Source organism: Streptomyces sp. NPDC047072, from assembly GCF_040643855.1.
GTDB lineage: Bacteria > Actinomycetota > Actinomycetes > Streptomycetales > Streptomycetaceae > Streptomyces.
Genome location: NZ_JBEYVC010000009.1, coordinates 18,163 through 35,148 on the forward strand (window position 1 = coordinate 18,163; position 16,986 = coordinate 35,148).

At 70.0% G+C, this 16,986-nt stretch carries 18 protein-coding genes; 2 read left to right on the forward strand and 16 right to left on the reverse strand.

The window, feature by feature from the left end:
* Positions 1–92: 92 nt before the first annotated feature.
* On the forward strand, positions 93–3,992 hold the full coding sequence (locus ABZ896_RS06015; protein ID WP_360922620.1) for a DNA-directed RNA polymerase subunit beta': 3,900 nt from the start codon (positions 93–95) through the stop codon (positions 3,990–3,992).
* 56 nt (positions 3,993–4,048) lie between these two features.
* Here ABZ896_RS06015 and ABZ896_RS06020 read toward each other — a convergent pair whose 3' ends face one another.
* The 8 genes from ABZ896_RS06020 to ABZ896_RS06055 form a co-directional block, all read right to left on the reverse strand.
* Positions 4,049–4,312, reverse strand: coding sequence for a hypothetical protein (locus ABZ896_RS06020; protein WP_360922623.1), 264 nt, complete (start codon positions 4,310–4,312; stop codon positions 4,049–4,051).
* 80 nt (positions 4,313–4,392) lie between these two features.
* A complete protein-coding gene (locus ABZ896_RS06025; RefSeq protein ID WP_360922626.1) occupies positions 4,393–5,289 on the reverse strand; it encodes a peptidoglycan-binding protein in 897 nt (298 codons plus the stop codon).
* A 32-nt stretch (positions 5,290–5,321) separates the two neighbouring features.
* Positions 5,322–5,969, reverse strand: a complete 648-nt coding sequence (locus ABZ896_RS06030; RefSeq protein WP_360922629.1) for a hypothetical protein — start codon at positions 5,967–5,969, stop codon at positions 5,322–5,324.
* On the reverse strand, positions 5,966–6,292 hold the full coding sequence (locus tag ABZ896_RS06035) for a hypothetical protein (protein WP_360922632.1): 327 nt from the start codon (positions 6,290–6,292) through the stop codon (positions 5,966–5,968). Before ABZ896_RS06035 ends, ABZ896_RS06030 begins: the two co-directional genes overlap by 4 nt.
* Positions 6,285–8,642, reverse strand: coding sequence for a hypothetical protein (locus tag ABZ896_RS06040; protein WP_360922635.1), 2,358 nt, complete (start codon positions 8,640–8,642; stop codon positions 6,285–6,287). Before ABZ896_RS06040 ends, ABZ896_RS06035 begins: the two co-directional genes overlap by 8 nt.
* The gene (locus tag ABZ896_RS06045) at positions 8,629–9,450 is read right to left on the reverse strand and encodes a hypothetical protein (protein ID WP_360922638.1); all 822 of its coding nucleotides are present in this window, start codon (positions 9,448–9,450) and stop codon (positions 8,629–8,631) included. The genes ABZ896_RS06040 and ABZ896_RS06045 overlap by 14 nt, the downstream gene beginning before the upstream one ends.
* Before the next feature lie 128 nt (positions 9,451–9,578).
* Positions 9,579–10,595: a hypothetical protein gene (locus ABZ896_RS06050; protein WP_360922641.1), complete on the reverse strand. Its 1,017-nt coding sequence runs from the start codon at positions 10,593–10,595 to the stop codon at positions 9,579–9,581.
* A gap of 43 nt (positions 10,596–10,638) precedes the next feature.
* Positions 10,639–11,181, reverse strand: coding sequence for a hypothetical protein (locus ABZ896_RS06055; protein WP_360922644.1), 543 nt, complete (start codon positions 11,179–11,181; stop codon positions 10,639–10,641).
* A 215-nt stretch (positions 11,182–11,396) separates the two neighbouring features.
* On the opposite strand from ABZ896_RS06055, the gene ABZ896_RS06060 reads away from it, so the two are divergent.
* Positions 11,397–11,978 carry a VWA domain-containing protein gene (locus ABZ896_RS06060; RefSeq protein WP_360922647.1) on the forward strand — a complete coding sequence of 194 codons (582 nt, stop codon included), beginning with the start codon at positions 11,397–11,399 and terminating at the stop codon, positions 11,976–11,978.
* Here ABZ896_RS06060 and ABZ896_RS06065 read toward each other — a convergent pair.
* The 8 genes from ABZ896_RS06065 to ABZ896_RS06100 form a co-directional block, all read right to left on the reverse strand.
* Positions 11,953–12,807: a hypothetical protein gene (locus ABZ896_RS06065; RefSeq protein ID WP_360922650.1), complete on the reverse strand. Its 855-nt coding sequence runs from the start codon at positions 12,805–12,807 to the stop codon at positions 11,953–11,955. The two genes, ABZ896_RS06060 and ABZ896_RS06065, sit on opposite strands and share 26 nt — an antisense overlap.
* 89 nt (positions 12,808–12,896) lie before the next feature.
* Positions 12,897–13,235 carry a hypothetical protein gene (locus ABZ896_RS06070; RefSeq protein ID WP_360922653.1) on the reverse strand — a complete coding sequence of 113 codons (339 nt, stop codon included), beginning with the start codon at positions 13,233–13,235 and terminating at the stop codon, positions 12,897–12,899.
* A gap of 121 nt (positions 13,236–13,356) precedes the next feature.
* Positions 13,357–14,007 (reverse strand): hypothetical protein, encoded by a 651-nt coding sequence (locus ABZ896_RS06075; protein ID WP_360922656.1) that lies wholly within the window; start codon positions 14,005–14,007, stop codon positions 13,357–13,359.
* A 40-nt stretch (positions 14,008–14,047) separates the two neighbouring features.
* Positions 14,048–14,434: a hypothetical protein gene (locus ABZ896_RS06080; protein ID WP_360922882.1), complete on the reverse strand. Its 387-nt coding sequence runs from the start codon at positions 14,432–14,434 to the stop codon at positions 14,048–14,050.
* Positions 14,435–14,499: 65 nt separating this feature from the next.
* The gene (locus ABZ896_RS06085; RefSeq protein WP_360922659.1) at positions 14,500–14,790 is read right to left on the reverse strand and encodes a hypothetical protein; all 291 of its coding nucleotides are present in this window, start codon (positions 14,788–14,790) and stop codon (positions 14,500–14,502) included.
* 95 nt (positions 14,791–14,885) lie between these two features.
* The gene (locus tag ABZ896_RS06090) at positions 14,886–15,458 is read right to left on the reverse strand and encodes a phage tail protein (RefSeq protein WP_360922662.1); all 573 of its coding nucleotides are present in this window, start codon (positions 15,456–15,458) and stop codon (positions 14,886–14,888) included.
* Between the two features lie 107 nt (positions 15,459–15,565).
* Positions 15,566–15,973, reverse strand: a complete 408-nt coding sequence (locus tag ABZ896_RS06095) for a hypothetical protein (protein ID WP_360922665.1) — start codon at positions 15,971–15,973, stop codon at positions 15,566–15,568.
* Positions 15,974–16,498: 525 nt separating this feature from the next.
* A complete protein-coding gene (locus ABZ896_RS06100; protein ID WP_360922668.1) occupies positions 16,499–16,969 on the reverse strand; it encodes a helix-turn-helix transcriptional regulator in 471 nt (156 codons plus the stop codon).
* Positions 16,970–16,986 lie beyond the last annotated feature (17 nt).

A 16,986-nucleotide genomic window follows, 5' to 3' on the forward strand; every position in this document is an offset into this window, starting at 1 on the left:
CGGCCGGAGGCCCTGGTGAGGAACCTCCGGCCGGCCCCTGGACCCCCGTTTCAGACCCCAAGACTTACAACCCTGAGAGGGATTGACGCATAGTGCTCGACGTCAACTTCTTCGATGAGCTCCGGATCGGTCTGGCCACCGCTGACGACATCCGTCAGTGGAGCCACGGCGAGGTCAAGAAGCCCGAGACCATCAACTACCGCACCCTCAAGCCCGAAAAGGACGGACTCTTCTGCGAGAAGATCTTCGGTCCGACCCGGGACTGGGAGTGCTACTGCGGCAAGTACAAGCGTGTCCGGTTCAAGGGCATCATCTGTGAGCGCTGCGGCGTCGAGGTCACTCGCGCCAAGGTGCGCCGTGAGCGGATGGGCCACATCGAGCTGGCCGCTCCCGTCACCCACATCTGGTACTTCAAGGGCGTTCCGTCGCGGCTGGGCTACCTGCTCGACCTCGCCCCCAAGGACCTCGAGAAGGTCATCTACTTCGCGGCGTACATGATCACGTACGTCGACGAGGAGCGCCGTACCCGCGACCTGCCCTCCCTGGAGGCGCATGTCTCGGTGGAGCGCCAGCAGGTCGAGAACCGCCGGGACGCCGACCTGGAGGCCCGCGCCAAGAAGCTCGAAGCCGATCTGGCCGAGCTGGAGGCCGAGGGTGCCAAGGCCGACGTGCGCCGCAAGGTGCGCGAGGGTGCCGAGCGTGAGATGAAGCAGCTGCGCGACCGTGCGCAGCGCGAGATCGACCGTCTCGACGAGGTGTGGACCCGCTTCAAGAACCTCAAGGTCCAGGACCTGGAGGGCGACGAGCTCCTCTACCGCGAGCTGCGTGACCGCTTCGGCACGTACTTCGACGGTTCGATGGGTGCCGCGGCGCTGCAGAAGCGCCTGGAGTCCTTCGACCTGGACGAGGAGGCCGAGCGCCTCCGCGAGATCATCCGCACCGGCAAGGGCCAGAAGAAGACCCGTGCGCTCAAGCGCCTCAAGGTCGTCTCCGCGTTCCTGCAGACCAGCAACAGCCCCAAGGGCATGGTGCTGGACTGCGTGCCGGTCATCCCGCCGGACCTTCGCCCGATGGTGCAGCTGGACGGTGGCCGCTTCGCGACCTCCGACCTGAACGACCTGTACCGCCGTGTGATCAACCGCAACAACCGCCTGAAGCGCCTTCTCGACCTCGGTGCGCCCGAGATCATCGTGAACAACGAGAAGCGCATGCTCCAGGAGGCCGTGGACGCGCTGTTCGACAACGGCCGTCGTGGCCGTCCGGTCACGGGCCCTGGCAACCGTCCGCTGAAGTCGCTGTCCGACATGCTCAAGGGCAAGCAGGGCCGCTTCCGTCAGAACCTGCTCGGCAAGCGAGTCGACTACTCGGCGCGTTCCGTCATCGTCGTCGGCCCGCAGCTGAAGCTGCACCAGTGCGGTCTGCCCAAGGCGATGGCGCTGGAGCTCTTCAAGCCGTTCGTGATGAAGCGGCTCGTGGACCTCAACCACGCGCAGAACATCAAGAGCGCCAAGCGCATGGTGGAGCGCGGTCGCACCGTCGTGTACGACGTCCTCGAAGAGGTCATCGCCGAGCACCCGGTGCTGCTGAACCGTGCACCCACCCTGCACCGCCTCGGCATCCAGGCCTTCGAGCCGCAGCTGGTCGAGGGCAAGGCCATCCAGATCCACCCGCTCGTCTGCACCGCGTTCAACGCGGACTTCGACGGTGACCAGATGGCCGTGCACCTGCCGCTGTCCGCGGAGGCGCAGGCCGAGGCCCGCATCCTGATGCTGTCCTCGAACAACATCCTCAAGCCCGCCGACGGCCGTCCGGTGACGATGCCGACCCAGGACATGGTCCTCGGTCTGTTCTTCCTCACCACCGACGGCGAGCTGCGGGACACCAAGGGCGAGGGCCGGGCGTTCGGCTCCACCGCCGAGGCGATCATGGCGTTCGACGCCGGCGAGCTCGCGCTCCAGTCGTCGATCGACATCCGCTTCCCGGTGGGCACCATCCCGCCGCGCGGCTGGACCCCGCCGGCCGTCGAGGAGGGCGACCCGGAGTACCAGATCGGTGACTCCTTCCGCCTGCGGACGACCCTGGGCCGCGCGCTCTTCAACGAGCTGCTGCCCGAGGACTACCCGTTCGTCGACTACTCGGTCGGCAAGAAGCAGCTCTCCGAGATCGTCAACGACCTCGCCGAGCGCTACCCCAAGGTCATCGTGGCGGCGACGCTCGACAACCTGAAGGCGGCCGGCTTCCACTGGGCGACCCGTTCCGGTGTCACCGTCGCCATCTCCGACGTCGTCGTTCCCGAGGCGAAGAAGGAGATCGTCAAGGGCTACGAGGCGCAGGACGAGAAGGTCCAGAAGCAGTACGAGCGCGGTCTGATCACCAAGGAAGAGCGCACTCAGGAGCTCATCGCGATCTGGACCAAGGCGACCAACGAGGTCGCCGAGGCGATGAACGAGAACTTCCCCAAGACGAACCCCATCTTCATGATGGTTGACTCGGGTGCCCGAGGAAACATGATGCAGATGCGGCAGATCGCCGGTATGCGTGGTCTGGTGTCGAACGCCAAGAACGAGACGATCCCGCGTCCCATCAAGGCGTCCTTCCGTGAGGGCCTGTCCGTGCTGGAGTACTTCATCTCCACCCACGGTGCCCGTAAGGGTCTGGCCGACACCGCCCTGCGTACCGCCGACTCGGGTTACCTGACCCGTCGTCTGGTGGACGTCTCGCAGGACGTCATCATCCGCGAGGAGGACTGCGGCACCGAGCGCGGTCTGAAGCTGCGGATCGCCTCGCGCGGCGCCGACGGCGTGCTGCGCAAGGCGGACGACGTCGAGACCAGCGTCTACGCCCGTATGCTCGCCGAGGACGTCGTCATCGACGGCAAGGTGATCGCGCCGGCCAACGTGGACCTGGGCGACGTGCTCATCGACCAGCTCGTGCACCACGGTGTCGAGGAGGTCAAGACCCGCTCGATCCTGACCTGTGAGTCCCAGGTCGGCACCTGCGCCATGTGCTACGGCCGCTCGCTGGCCACCGGCAAGCTGGTCGACATCGGTGAGGCGGTCGGCATCATCGCCGCCCAGTCCATCGGTGAGCCCGGTACCCAGCTGACGATGCGTACCTTCCACACCGGTGGTGTGGCCGGTGACGACATCACCCAGGGTCTGCCGCGTGTCGTCGAGCTCTTCGAGGCCCGTACCCCGAAGGGTGTCGCCCCGATCTCCGAGGCCCAGGGCCGGGTGCGGATCGAGGAGACCGAGAAGACCAAGAAGATCGTCATCACGCCGGACGACGGCAGCGACGAGACGGCGTTCCCGATCTCGAAGCGCGCGCGTCTTCTGGTCAGCGAGGGCGAGCACGTCGAGGTGGGCCAGAAGCTCACCGTGGGTGCCACCAACCCGCACGACGTGCTGCGCATCCTGGGCCAGCGTGCCGTCCAGGTCCACCTGGTCGGCGAGGTCCAGAAGGTCTACAACTCGCAGGGTGTGTCGATCCACGACAAGCACATCGAGATCATCATCCGGCAGATGCTGCGCCGGGTGACGATCATCGAGTCCGGCGACGCCGAGCTGCTGCCCGGTGAGCTGGTCGAGCGCTCGAAGTTCGAGGTCGAGAACCGTCGTGTGGTCCAGGAGGGCGGTCACCCGGCCTCCGGTCGTCCGCAGCTGATGGGTATCACCAAGGCCTCGCTGGCGACGGAGTCCTGGCTGTCGGCCGCCTCCTTCCAGGAGACGACCCGAGTCCTGACGGACGCGGCGATCAACGCCAAGTCCGACAGCCTCATCGGCCTCAAGGAGAACGTCATCATCGGTAAGCTCATCCCGGCCGGTACGGGTCTGTCCCGCTACCGCAACATCCGGGTCGAGCCGACCGAGGAGGCCAAGGCCGCGATGTACTCGGCCGTCGGCTACGACGACATCGACTACTCGCCGTTCGGCACGGGCTCCGGCCAGGCCGTTCCGCTGGAGGACTACGACTACGGTCCGTACAACCAGTGAGTGGTTGAACTGAGTTGAAGGGCGGTCACCCCGAGGGGTGGCCGCCCTTCGGCGTGTCAGCGACCCGTGAGTTCCACGACGGCCACGCCCGCGGTGGTGAGCGCCGCGAGGACGCCCACGCTGGCGAGTGGCCAGCGGGAGCGCTCCAGGGCGTCCAGGCGCCGTTCGTGGTCGGCGAGTTGCTTGTCGGTCTGGTCGCTGCGCTGGACGAGCAGGGCCAGCGAGCCGTCGACCCGGGCGAAGCCGGCCTCCAGCGAACCGCGCAGGCGCTCCAGTTCCAGGGCGACGGCGATCGGGTCGTTCAGGTCAGAGTCGGTCATCGGCGCCTCCCGTAGGGAGCGATGCCGAGAGTGGGCTGGAGGAGGGTGCGGAGCGTGCGCTTCGTCGTGTCCTTCACGGGTCAGACCTCCTTCACGTACGGCACCTTGAGCGCGGCCCAGGACTTCGCGCCCGGCCAGCCGTCGGCGGAGGCGCCGGTGTAGCCGAGCTTGCGCTGCCACTTGGCGTACGAGGCGCGGTCGGCGTCGGTCCACTGGGGGCCGGGGCCTTCGGCGTAGGCGGAGCAGCCGACCGCGGTCAGGCGCTTGCCCATGGCGGTGACGACGGCGGACCTGGGGTTCTTCCTGAACCAGGCGGCGCCGGGGAAGGGCTGGTGGGTGGGGGTGGCCGGAGAAGCCGGGGAGGCTTGGGACGCGGCGGGCTTCCTGGCGAGGCGGGCGGTGACCTGTTCGCGGAAGCCGGCCATCGTGAACCCGCGGGGGTCGATCTTGGCGCTGGTCCACTCCTTGTGGCCGATCACGGAGGCGGCGCTCCAGCCGTGCGCCCGGCACAGGGCGGCGGACGCGCGGGCCATGGCGTCCAGCTGGACCGCGGGCCAAGTGTCCTTACCGTCCCCGAGGTTGACGCACTCGAAGCCGTAGAAGCGGGTGTTGCCGTCGGTGTCGTTCTGGTTCGGGGCGGGCAGGGCGATGCTCTCGGCGGCGACCGCGCGCAGGACGTCGCCGTCGCCGCTGCCGGCGTGGTTGGCGCGCCCGTTGCCGACCAGGTGCACCGTGCCGTCCTTGGCTATGACGCCGTGGCAGAGCGGGCCGGGCAGGTCGGAGCGGCCGCCGAAGCAGAGGGCGACGGTGGCGGTGGTGCCGGAGGTGACGGTGTGGTGGATCATCACGCCGTTGACCGGACCCCAACTGCCCTTGTGGTTACGGTTGTTGGTGCGCCAGCCGGGGTGTTCGACGACGGTGACACCCTCCGCGCGCAGGGCGGCAACGAGGGCGTCGGCGGACAGGGGAGTGGCCATGCTGGGGTTCCTTCGGTGGAGCCGGGGGTGGACTACATCACCGGATCGACGCGGATGAACATCGTGTCGAAGGTGGCGGTGTTGGCGCTGTTGGCCGACCAGAAGCAGGGCACGGCGTTGTAGACCGTCCCCGGGGTGAGGCCTGTCACCAGGAACTGGGTCGAGCAGGACGACCTGTTGACGCTGTTGACGACGACGGCCCGGTCGGCGGAGGAGGCCAGGAACACCGACTTGTCGGAGGCCTTGTAGACGGTGGCGGACATGTAGGAGCCGTACGCCGCCGAGCTGTACATGTACGCGCCCAGGGTGACGATCGCCTGACCGCTCGGGGGTGCGGTGAACGCGGCGGTGACCGCGGTGGTCGCGGAGTCGGCGAGGATCTCCACCGCGGTGGTGGAGGCCGTGGTTCCGGCGTCGTTGTTGGCCTTGAAGACGGGAACGGGGGCGACCGGCGACCACACCGTGCCGGTGTAGTGCGTCAGCTGGCCGGGGGTGGTCAGCCAGGCGACCATGCCGGCCACGGGGGTGGTGATCGCGGCGTCGCGGGCGGCGGCGGTGGCGTAGCGCAGGACGGTCCGGCCGTCGATCGCCTCGGCCAGCGACTGAAGGTGCAGCGGGAGGTCGGCGGTGTCGGTGGGCTGGGGATAGGGGAGCGCGTTGAGGGGGGTGTACGCGGTCATGCGGTCTCCGTTCCGGGGGCGTCGGTGCCGGTGGTGGCCTGTGGTGCGGTGCTGACGGAGGTGGAGGGCTCGGGGGTCTCGCCCGTCCCGTCGTCTCCGCCCGTCCCGTCGTCTCCGTCCGTCCCGTCCTCCGTGTCTCCCGGCTCCTCCGCCACCGGATCCGGCACCACCACCGACACCTCGGCGGGGACGGCGATGACCGGCTCCTCGACCAGGTACTCGGCGAGTCCGCTGGTGACGGCGGCCGCGAGCTGGGCCAGCTGGTCGTCGTCCAGGGTGACCGGCACCGTTTCCGACGTGCTCTCGGGTGTGTTCTCAGACATACGCCGACTCCTTGATCTCGCCCCAGGTGAACCCGGAGGCGGTGAGCGCGGCCAGGGTCGGGAAGGCCGAGGTCACCGCGCTGTAGGTGGACAGGGTCACGGCGACCGGCGCCGCCGGGGCGTCGGGGCTCAGCCCGGTGTCGGCCGGTGTGCCGTTGGTCCGGGTGCCGCGCAGGGTGAGCGTCTGCCGTACGCCGCCGTCGGCGGACTCCGCCGTGCTGATGCCGACGACCCAGGCCAGGGTGTCCAGCCGGGTGCCCGAGGTGTCGGTCAGCTGCACCACGTCCCCGAGCTGGATGCGCGGGTCGTACAGGACCTCCACGTCGCCGATGACCGGCACGGGGTACACCCCGGCGCTGTACATCGCGTTCGCGATGGCCTGGGCAGAGGTCAGGTCCTGGATCCAGTCGGTGCTCTCCCCGGTGTGCTGCTGGCGGCCGTAGTACTTCTCGCTCGCGGTCCCCGCCACGTACGCGGTCGCCGACCGCTCCACGGGATCCGCCTTCGGCTTCTGCGTCTCCAGGTAGACGGACGGGGTGCCGTCCTTCTTCGCCGTGTAGAGGATCTGCGAGCTGCGGTTGGTGAACCGCACCACCAGATAGCCGTCCTCGCGGCGGGTCAGCACGTCGACCGCGCCCTTGACCGCCGTGGTGCCGGCCGCTGTGGTGGCGAAGCGGACCTGGGGGCCCACGGTGGTGACCGAGTCGTCGTCGGTGACCGGCGGCGCGATGTCGAACTCCTCGTCCGCCATGACGTACGACACGGTCAGGGTGCCGTTCGCGGGGATGGGCCGTACCGCCGTGTCGGTGTACGTGGTCCCCGCCTCGACCCCGAAGCTCTCGAAGACCTTCGCGGGCTGGACGACGTAGTTGCGGCAGGCGTCGATCTCCTCGGTGAGGGTGAGCGAGGCGATCTCCCGCACCGAGGTGAGGGAGAGGTCCGCCTTCGTGGGCGTGGTGCGGAAGCGGGTGTGGTTGCGCCAGCGGAAGATGCCCCGCTCGTCGAACTCGGCCGTCGACATGGCGGCCTTGGCGATCTGCCCGATGACCTCCCACTGCGATCCGGAGACCCGGGGCACCGCATGCAACGGCAGGATCACGTCGTCGAGTTCGGCGGCCTTGGTCCAGGTGCCGGTCTGCGCGAACTCCGTCTGCGAGGGGAAGGCGCCTAGCCCGCTGGTGAGTTGTACGCCCTCCACGGCCACGCCGGTGACGAGCCTCAACTCGCTGAGTTCCGCGGCCGGTTGGATGCCGTACTCGTGGCTGATCAGGTACGGCGCCCACTCCAGGACCGTGCCGTCCGGGCCGGTCAGCCGGGGCTGCACGGTGGGGTAGACGGTGTTGCCGGAGCTCACGCAGTCGAAGTAGGCGCCGATGTGCCAGACACCCTTGAGGGCCTGGAGGGAGGTCCAGTCCAGGAAGACGTTGAGGAAGGAGCCGTTCGTCGTGCCCGAGCCCATCTGGACCCGGCCGGTGGCGAAGTTGACCTCCATCGAGAGGGTGCCGCTGGTACCGCCGGTGCGGTCCAGGACCAGCTCCATCCGGAAGACGTCGCCCGAGCCGATGCCGCAGTTCACCCAGGCCTCGGCGAACAGCCGGCTGCCCGGGACGGTCACCCGGGAGCGCGGGTACCAACTCGCCGTGACGCCGGTGGACTTCGGCAGCAGGGCGATCTCGTGCGGGGCGCCGTCCCGGGTCCAGGTGTAGTCGGCCGGGGCGGGTAGGGCCTGCGGCTGGCCGTACGGCGTGGCGAAACCGCCGTGCAGGGAGGCGTGCACGAGGGTGAGCGGCTGCCCGGCGACGAACTCCGGGTAGCGGGGCGGCGGGGCGGAGTGGACACCGGCCTGGCGCAGCAGTTCGTCCACGCACCAGGTCGCGGAGGCGACGGGACGGCCGAGGCGGAAACCGGCGTACGGCTTCGGCAGCAGCGCCGGTCCGCGCAGCCGTTCGGCACCGTCCAGGGCGGTGATCTGCACGGTGTCCGAACCGGCCTGTGCGGAACGGGATCTGACGGTGCCCCGGAAGGCGGGCAGGGGTGTCGTGCCGACCCCGCCCTGGTGCACCACGGACTGTCCGGGACGGGCGATGTCGCCGGTGCCGCGGAGCGCCCAGGGGGCGTACAGCTCGGGTGCCGACACACCGCCCGTGCCCGACAGCTGGACCTGGAGCTGGGCCGCGGACGATCCGGAGAACGCCCGCATCGCGGCGGGCAGATCGGTCGCGTACGACCGCTCTACCTGCCAGGACTGCACTTGCGCGGAGACGTCCTTGCCGCCGAGCCGGGTGGTGTGCGCGGTGGTGCGTTCGCCGGCGGCGAGCGCGGACTCGGTGCTGTCGTCAGCCTGCTGCACTGGACACCTCCACGAGGTCGAGGCCGATGGAGCGGTAGGGGAGGGGGCGGCCGGGAGCGTCGGTGTAGGCGGTGACGGACATCGGGGGCAGGCCGTCGCCGGGGATGCCGTTCTCGGCCGTGCCGCCGTAGGTGAGGCAGGCGCCCGCGAGCGAGTACGTGCCGATCGCGCCGGGCATGGAGTACGGGGTCAGAGAGCAGGCTCCGGCCGGGGCGGTGGCCGTGAGGACGCTGCCGGTCACCCCGGTCGTGGACAGCGCGGCGCCGGTGCTGTCCCGCCAGGTGATCTGCACGGTCTGGGCGCCGACGCCGGTGAAGGACGCCGGGGGCCTGAAGGAGACCACGATGCCGGGGGCGACGGGGAAGCGGCCGTCGGGCCAGCGCGCGCTGCACCAGGCGGCCTTGCCGGCCGCGTCGGTGGAGTTGAGGACGTAGTCGCCGGCGGCCGTCGCGGTGATGGACCCGGAGCCGTTGCCCAGATACCACTGGACCATCGGCATTCCGGGATCGCGGCGGCCCAGAGCCTGCTGGGGGTCGAGCAGATTGCCGGCGGCGGGGTCGACGACGGCGACGGGCCGGCCGCTGTCGACGCGGCGGGCGATGCGGTCGAGGGCACGGGCGTGGGCGGGGGCGAGGAGGTCCCAGGCGAGTTTGAGGCGGCGTACGGGGGCGAGGTTGCGGGTGAGGGTGACCCGGCCGCCGAGCGATCTGAACTCACTGGTGCCGAGGTCGGCGGTGCGGTCGAAGGACTTGGCGGCCTGGTCGATCTCGACCATGGCCCCGGGTGGGCCGATCCAGAGGTTTCCCATGCGAGCTCCTGGGGTGGGCGGCGGTTCGCGGGCGCTGCGGATGTCGCGGGCGCTGTCGGCGTTGCGGGCGTTGCGGGCATGAAAAAGGCCGACGGGTGTGCCGTCGGCTTCGAAGTGCGGTGCCGGTGTTACCGCCGGGCGAGTTGCCGCTGGCCCAGGAACACGGCGCGGGCGATCTCCTGGGAGTCGACCTGGACGACGACGGGGCGGTCGGCGAGTTTCTCCACGGCCGAGGTCAGGGTGCGCAGGCCGCCGCCGTGGCCGAGCATCCGCTCCAGCTTGGACAGCGGGATGACGGCCTCGTGTTCGCCGGCCTCGCCGAGCAGGGCGAGGGTGCCGCCGTTGCGGGCCTGGACGACGCCGCCGGCCGCGAGGTGGGGGACCGGGACGTGCAGGGAGGGGAAGGAGAAGCCGCGGCCGCCGTACTTGGGGACCCAGTCGGGGATGCTGATCCGGATCCCGGCGAGGATCCCGAAGAGGGCGTTGAGGGCGTGGGCGAGGCCGGTCCAGGGGGTCAGCATGGCGTTGCCGAGGCCCCTGAGCAGCGGTCCGGCGTTCCTGACCAGCGAGCCGACGGCGCTGCCGATGTGCTTCATCGCGATCTCGACGCCCTTGCGCAGCAGGGCGGTGACCTTGTCCATGTTGATGAACTGGGAGATCAGCGGCGCCAGCAGGGTCATCACGAGCCCGAACGGGCTGGCCGCCATGGCCAGGTTCAGCCCCTTCTGCGCGAGCGAGGCGCCCTTGAGGCCCTTGCCGAGACCGCCCATGGACTTGCCGCCCTTGTCGGCGTTCTTGGCGGCCTTGCCGACGGACTTCTCGACAGCGTCGGCCTGGTTCTTGACGCTCTTCAGTTCACCCTGGGCGCCCTTGGCGGCGGACTTCAGCTTGTCGAAGGACGACTTCAGCTTGTCGGTGCCGGTACGGGTCTTGCCGAGCGCCGACTCGGCGTTCGTCAGGCCGCCGCGCATCGTGCGCACGGCACTGTCGCTCTGGGTGGCCGCGGTGCGGATGGCTCCCACCGAGCGGGACATCGATTCGGCGCTGCTCTTCGTTCTGCTCATGGCCGTGCCGGCACTGGTGAGCGAGCCACGCAGGGTGTTCAGCCTGGCTTCCACTCCCGCGACGGCCTGTTTGAGATCCATGTATGCCTCGATTCATTCGACAGCGGCTGTTCGGCGGCGGATATCAGATTCCCGCGAGCGCGTTGCTCAGTCCGGTCACGGAATTCCTGAGCTTGTTGTACTCCTCGCGCTTGTTCTTGGTGGGCTCGAAGCGTGCGTCCTTACCGGCGGACCGGAGTGTGTCCTTGAGTACGCGAACCTCGCGGGCGGCATGGTTGGCGGTCCGCTGTGCCTTTTCTATCTCCGTGTTCTTCCCCTTCTCCAGGAATGTCTCGCGGAGTTTCAGCATCAGTTTTTCCTCGGTCTTCGCCTTCTTCTCGTCCTCGACGCTCTTGACCCAGCTCCAGGTCACCTTCTGGTTTCCCCGGAAGGTGATGCCCTTCTCGTCGATCTTCCACAGGCTCATGTCGACCTTGAGGATCTGGGCGGACACGGTGACTGCGGAAAGGGCCACCTTGAGCCCGTCGATGTCGGCCTTGAGGCCGGGTACGGCGTCGCTGAAGCGCTTGACCTCCTTCTTCACGACGCCCATGTCGTTGAGGAGGGACGGGACGTGACTCGCCATTCTCGCGATGTCGTTCCCTATTTCCTTGACGTCGATTCCCATGCTGACCTCCAGCGGAGTTATTGCGACTGCGGCCGCGGCCGCGGTACCGTTCGGCCGTGACCCTTGACAGAGTTGATTCTCCCGCCCCTGGGCCGAGAGCCGGTAAAGGGCGAATTGCCATGATTCTGGCGGCCCGGCGTGGAGGAGTGCGCAGGAAATCCGCCAGGGTGGTGCTCGCTTTTTCCGGGGCTTCGCGGTTCGCCTTCGAGACCGGAATGACGGCTGATGTGGTACGCCGTACCGCCGCCCTGGGTGCCTTTCTGTCCGACACCTCGGAGGTGGATGCCTGGATATACACCTCCCAGGCCCACCGGCTGCCGCCCTTCAAGCCGGCGGAGGCGTCCGGGTGGATCCGGGACTGGGCGGTGCTGCCGAAGGATCCCCTCTTCACCGAGGACGCGGTGCCGGGCAACCCGCTCGCACGGCATGCGCGGGAGTACGGCCTCGGCCGCGAGGGAGGGGATGTGGACGCGGCGGTCCGCGACATCGCGCGGAGCATCCCCCGGGACGGTGTCCCCACCCTGGTGCTCTTCCATCTGTGGGGCGCCCACATCGAGGGAACGGCCCTGGCCGACCGGCTGCGGGCGACGGCGGACGCCAACGTCTTCTGGCAGTTCCTCGCGGAGAACAGCCCCGGCGACGAGGTGCAGACCCTCCTCGGGCGGCTGCCCGGCGAGGCACCGGACATCAGGAACGTCCATCTCTACACCGGGTGGGAGGAGCTCGAAGGCACCCCCGACTACTTCTTCTACCGGGGTGTCCTCAAAGCCTTCATGCGCTGGCGCCGGTCGGTATGACCGTCGGGCTGGAGACCTCGACGAGGTCGAGGCCGATGGAGCGGTAGGGGAGGGGGCGGCCGGGGGTGTCGGTGTAGGCGGTGACGGACATCGGGGGGAGGCCGTCGCCGGGGATGCCGTTCTCCGCGATGCCGCCGTACGTGAGGCAGGCGCCGGCGAGGGAGTAGCTGCCGGCGGTGCCGGGCTTGGCGGTCGGGGTGATGTAGGCGGCGCCGGCCGGGACGGTGCCGGTGACCAGGGCGCCGGTGGCCGTTGCCGAACTCAGGTACGTGCCGTCGGCCTTCTTGAAGTCGATGCCCACGCCGGCCGTGCCGAGCGCGGCGATCGCGGTCGGGGCGCGGAAGGAGACCTGCAGGCCGGGGGAGACCGGGAAGGGGCCGACGGTGCCGACGCAGCGCCAGCCCACCGAGCCGGTGGTGTCGGCCGCGGTGAAGCGGAAGGTGCCGGGCGCGGCGGCGTCGGGCGCGACCGCTCCGGTCGTCACCGCGAACCACTGGGCGAGGCCGGTGATTCCGGTGGCGCCCGCGACGCCGAGGCCGGCGGCCTGGGCGGGGGTCAGGACGTTGCCGGCGGCCGGGTCGACGACGAACACCGGGCCCGGGCGGTCGACGCGGCGGGCGATGCGGTCCAGGGCGCGGGCGTGCGCGGGGGCGAGCAGGTCCCAGGCCAGTTTCAGCCGTCGTACCGGGGTGAGCGTGCGGGTGAGGGTGACCCTGCCGCCGATGGACCGGTACTCGCTGATTCCGAGGTCGGCGGTGCGGTCGAAGGACTTGGCGGCCTGGTCGATCTCGACCATGGCGCCCGGTGGGCCGATCCAGAGGTTTCCCATGGCGCTGACTCCTGGGGTGCGGGCAGGAAAGAGGCCGACGGCGGTGCCGTCGGCCTGGGGGAATCGGGTGCGGTCCGGGTGAGCGGCTGTCAGGACGGATCGTCGTGCGGGTGAGGTCGTGCCGAGGAGGAGGTCGAGGAGTGCGGGAAGGGGAGGACCGTGGCGTCCGTGGCGCGGGGGTGGACCGGGGCCTGGGGCGGGGGCTGCGTTCTGCGGCGCTCCTCGTGTTCGACCCGGTCCCGCCAGCCCGCCGCGTACGCCTTGAACTCGCGGTTCTCGATGTCCGTGCGGGTCGTGACCACGAGGTCCGGCGGAAGGGGGCGGCCCCTGAAGCGTGCGGAGAGCGCGTGGCGCAGTTGGGCCATGGCCTCGGTCTCCGCCTCGGCCTGTGCGGACTCGGCCCGCCTCGTGTCGTCGTCCCTGGTCAATGAAGCCCCCCATCGCTTCGTACCGCCCGGCTCTCCATGATGTTCTATTCGAACACCTGAGCGATAACTGTTCGAAGGATAGCGCACGCCCCTGTGATCGAGAGGGGAAACGGAAGCGGTTTCAGGCCACCTCGTAGGAGCCGCCGATCCGGATCACGCTGCCGCTCGCCCAGGCCACGCCGAGGATGCCCGAGCTGCCGATCTGGCCCAGGTCGGGGGAGGTGGTCGAGGTCGGGCCCCACAGGGTGTAGGTCGTCGCGTTCGAGGACGCCGTGGGCTGGCAGCTGATCAGGCCCCGGACGTTGGTGGAGGTCGCGATGCCCTGGAACTGCGGCAGACCGCCCAGCGCGCCGGCCGGGACCGGGAAGCCGAAGGTGTAGTTGCCGCTGCCGAAGGTCGTCGTGGAGCCCGCGGTGAACAGGGCCGTGAAGTGGCAGACCTTGCCGACGATCGCGTACTTCCCGGTCAGCGTGCCGTTGCCGAGCGCGGGCGCCGTCGTCGCGGCGGCCCAGGCCGGGGTGTACGTGGTCCAGGCGCCCATCGCGACCCACGCGGAGCCGGTGTGGTAACTGAGCGTCCCGGGTGTCGTCAGCCAGGCGACCATGCCGGCCACCGGTGTCGTGATCTTCGTGTCCCGGTCGGCCGCCGTCGCGTACCGCAGGATCGTCCGGCCGTCGATGCCCTCGGCGAGGGACTGGAGGTGGAGCGGGAGGTTCGCCACGTCGGTGGGCTCGGGATAAGGGAGTGTGTTGAGCGGGGTGTAGAGGGTCATGGTGCGTCGCTCCTGGCGAGAGGTCGGGCCCGGCGAGCGGTCAGGTGAAGAACTGGGCGAGTTCGGCCGCGGTGGGGTTGCGGTGGTTGCGGACGGGTGGGGTGCGGGGCGGACCGGCGGGTTCCGTTTCCGGTGAGCTCAAGCCCGGCTCCGACCCCGACCCCGGCTCCGAGCCCGCCCCCGGCCTCGGCACCGGCTTCGGGTAGTCCAGCGGCTCCGCGTCCTCGTCCCGGTTGACGGTCGCGAACATCCAGTTGGCCTCGGCGAGCTGGTCGACGGCCGCGGCGAGCAGATAGTCGGTGACCGACCACTGCGCCGCCTCGCCGTGCAGGGCGTCGAGGGTCGCGCTGTCGCGTGGCAGGTGCTTGACCAGCACCGCGAGCCGGCGGGAGGAGAGCCGGCCGCGGTACCAGTCGAGCAGGTCCACGCCGTAGTGGCGGAGCAGGTCCGCCTCAAGGGCCTCGGCGTGTTCGTCCACGAACGCGCCGAGGCTCAGCCTTCCCCCAGGCCGAGCCCCGTCTCCTTGCCGTAGGCCTCCAGGATCGCGGCGATGTCCTGCATGGTGACCTCGTGCCCGTCGAAGCGTTCGAACTGGCCCTCGCCCAGCAGGACGCGCAGCAGCCCGTCCACGTCGTTGTCGTCGAGCTCGCGCAGTGCGCGGGCGGTCCTGCGGGTCAGTTCGGTGGGGAGCGTGAACGTGTCCCCGTCGAGGGTGAAGGACCAGCTACGGCCGAGGGCCTCCTGGCGCTGGGCGCGGGCGGCGGAGACGTCGAAACTCGCCATCGGGGCAACTCCTTGCTGAAGAACGATGAAGAACAGGGGATGGGGAAGAAGGGGGGGGGCGGTCCGTACCGCCCCCCCTCGGATCGGACGGAGGATCAGGCGGCGTACGCCGGGTCCTTCATCAGGAAGGTCGCCAGCGGCTTGGTGTCGTCGACCGCCAGCGCGGTGAAGGTGACGCCGAGCTTGACCGAGGCCGTGCGGGTCAGCGACAGCTCCTCGGTGTCGGTGACCTGGCCGCGCGGGAGGACGAAGCGGTACGTGATGGCGCTGCCGTCGGTGAACTCGATGCCCAGCGCCTTCTCGTTGAACTTCGGGTTGGAGGCGAGCTCGTACTTGTAGATGCCCGAGCCGGTGGCGGTCTCGGTGAGGGCGTCACCCCCCATGAAGAACGGCAGGGTGTCCTCGTTGAGCTGGAGCAGCTGGAACTTCACGGTCAGGTCGCGGTCCGAGTAGATGAACCGGGCCGGGGACACCGACTGCCAGGTCTCGACCGGGTCGAGCTTGTCCTTCTTGGACAGCTTGATGCCGTCCGTCGAGGTGTAGCCGAGGTCCTTCCAGGCCGCCGCCCACGCGGCGGTGGTGTCGGTCGGCGCGGCCGTGCCGACCGGGGCGACCAGGATGCGGCCGGTACCGGCGACGCGGATCTCGTTGGCGTTGTTGCCTGCCATGGGTGACTCCTTGTGAGTGGTGGGTCGTCGAGAGGTGCCGTGATACGGCGAAGGCCCCGCCGTTTCTCGAACGGGCAGGGCCTGATCAGGGGGAACGCGCGGGGCGCTCAGGCGGGGCGGATGTGCAGCCGCACCGTGGAGAGGTAGCGGTTCGCGGCGGCCCGGTTCCAGTCGGGCAGCCAGCGCGGTCCGTCGGCCTCGACGACATCGGAGACGTACGCCGTTCCGTACGACGTCCCGCGCAGCGCGAGCAGCGCCGAGCGGACCGTGAGGGCGAGCGTGTGGGCGCCGGTCTTGGTCGGGCCGTACACCTCGAAGTCGACGAGGGGCTGGTCCAGGTGCTGGTCGTCGATCCAGGCCCCGCCGGAACGGGAGACCAGGACGACCGGCTGGGTGCCGTCGAATCCGGTGGGCGGGACGTTGTCCACCGTCGCGGCGGCGAGTTCGGTGCAGTCGGTCAGGAAGTCGACGACGAGTCGCTCGACATCCGGGAAGGTGACCGTCGGATCGGCCACGTGTGGCTCCCTTCGTGGCGGGGCGGGCATACGGAACGGCGGGGCCGTCACCCGGTGTCGGGCGCAGCTCCGCCGCTGCACCAACTGTGACACGTTGCGAGCGCGCACGCAACTATTTGGGCTGCGGGGTCGTGCTGTCTTTGCATCGGCGCAGGTCGGACGGGTGGGGGCGGTTCGGAATCGGCGGGGTGCGGGCGTCGCGGGAGAACGCGGGAGGCGCGCCGCACGGACGCGGGAGCCCGGGGTGTGCCCGGGCCGGGCGGTCGGCCGGGTGTGAGGCCGGTGGCGGAACCGGTGGCGGAACCGGTGGGGAGACCGGCGGGGAGCCGGGTGTCGGACCGGCGGTGAGTCGAGTCCGTCGGGCGCGGTCGGCGAAGAGGCGTCCGCGCGGGCTGCGGGCAGGGCGAGTCCCGCCGCCACGGTGTCCGCTCGATCGGCTGATCGGCGTGGGGGAAGAGTGCGGTGCGGGCGGCTCGGAGGGGGACGGTGTGCGTACGGCCCCGCGCGGCTGCCGGCCGGGGCAGGTCAGTCGGAGGTCGGTGTGGTTCCCGTTGCCGCTTCCAGTGGGGGCTGGCCGGGTGCGGTCCCGGGGGTGGTCGGGAGGAACTGCTCGACCACCCTGACGAACATCTCCCGTCGGTCGGCCGGTACGCCGAGCAGGTCGGCGACCTCCTCCGGCGTGGGGCGGCGGCCGGGCTCGGTGCCGGGGGAAGGTGACGGGGCGCCGGGGTCGGTCAGTTCCTCGGCGGTCAGGCGGCCGGAGCGGATGAGCATGTCGCGGACCGGGACGCCCAGGACGCGGGCGAGCCTGCGGGTGGTCTCGAGGTCCGGCATGCTCTGACGCTGCAGCAGGCGGGTGACGGCGGCGCGGTGGACGCCGGCCTCGTCCGCGATACGGGACTTGCCGCCGCCGCGCGGACTGTCGATGTCGTAACCGCGGTCGCGCATCAGGTCCTCGACCCAAGCGGCGAACACTTCCAGATCCTGACTGGTCATCTGAGGGCTCGCTTCCT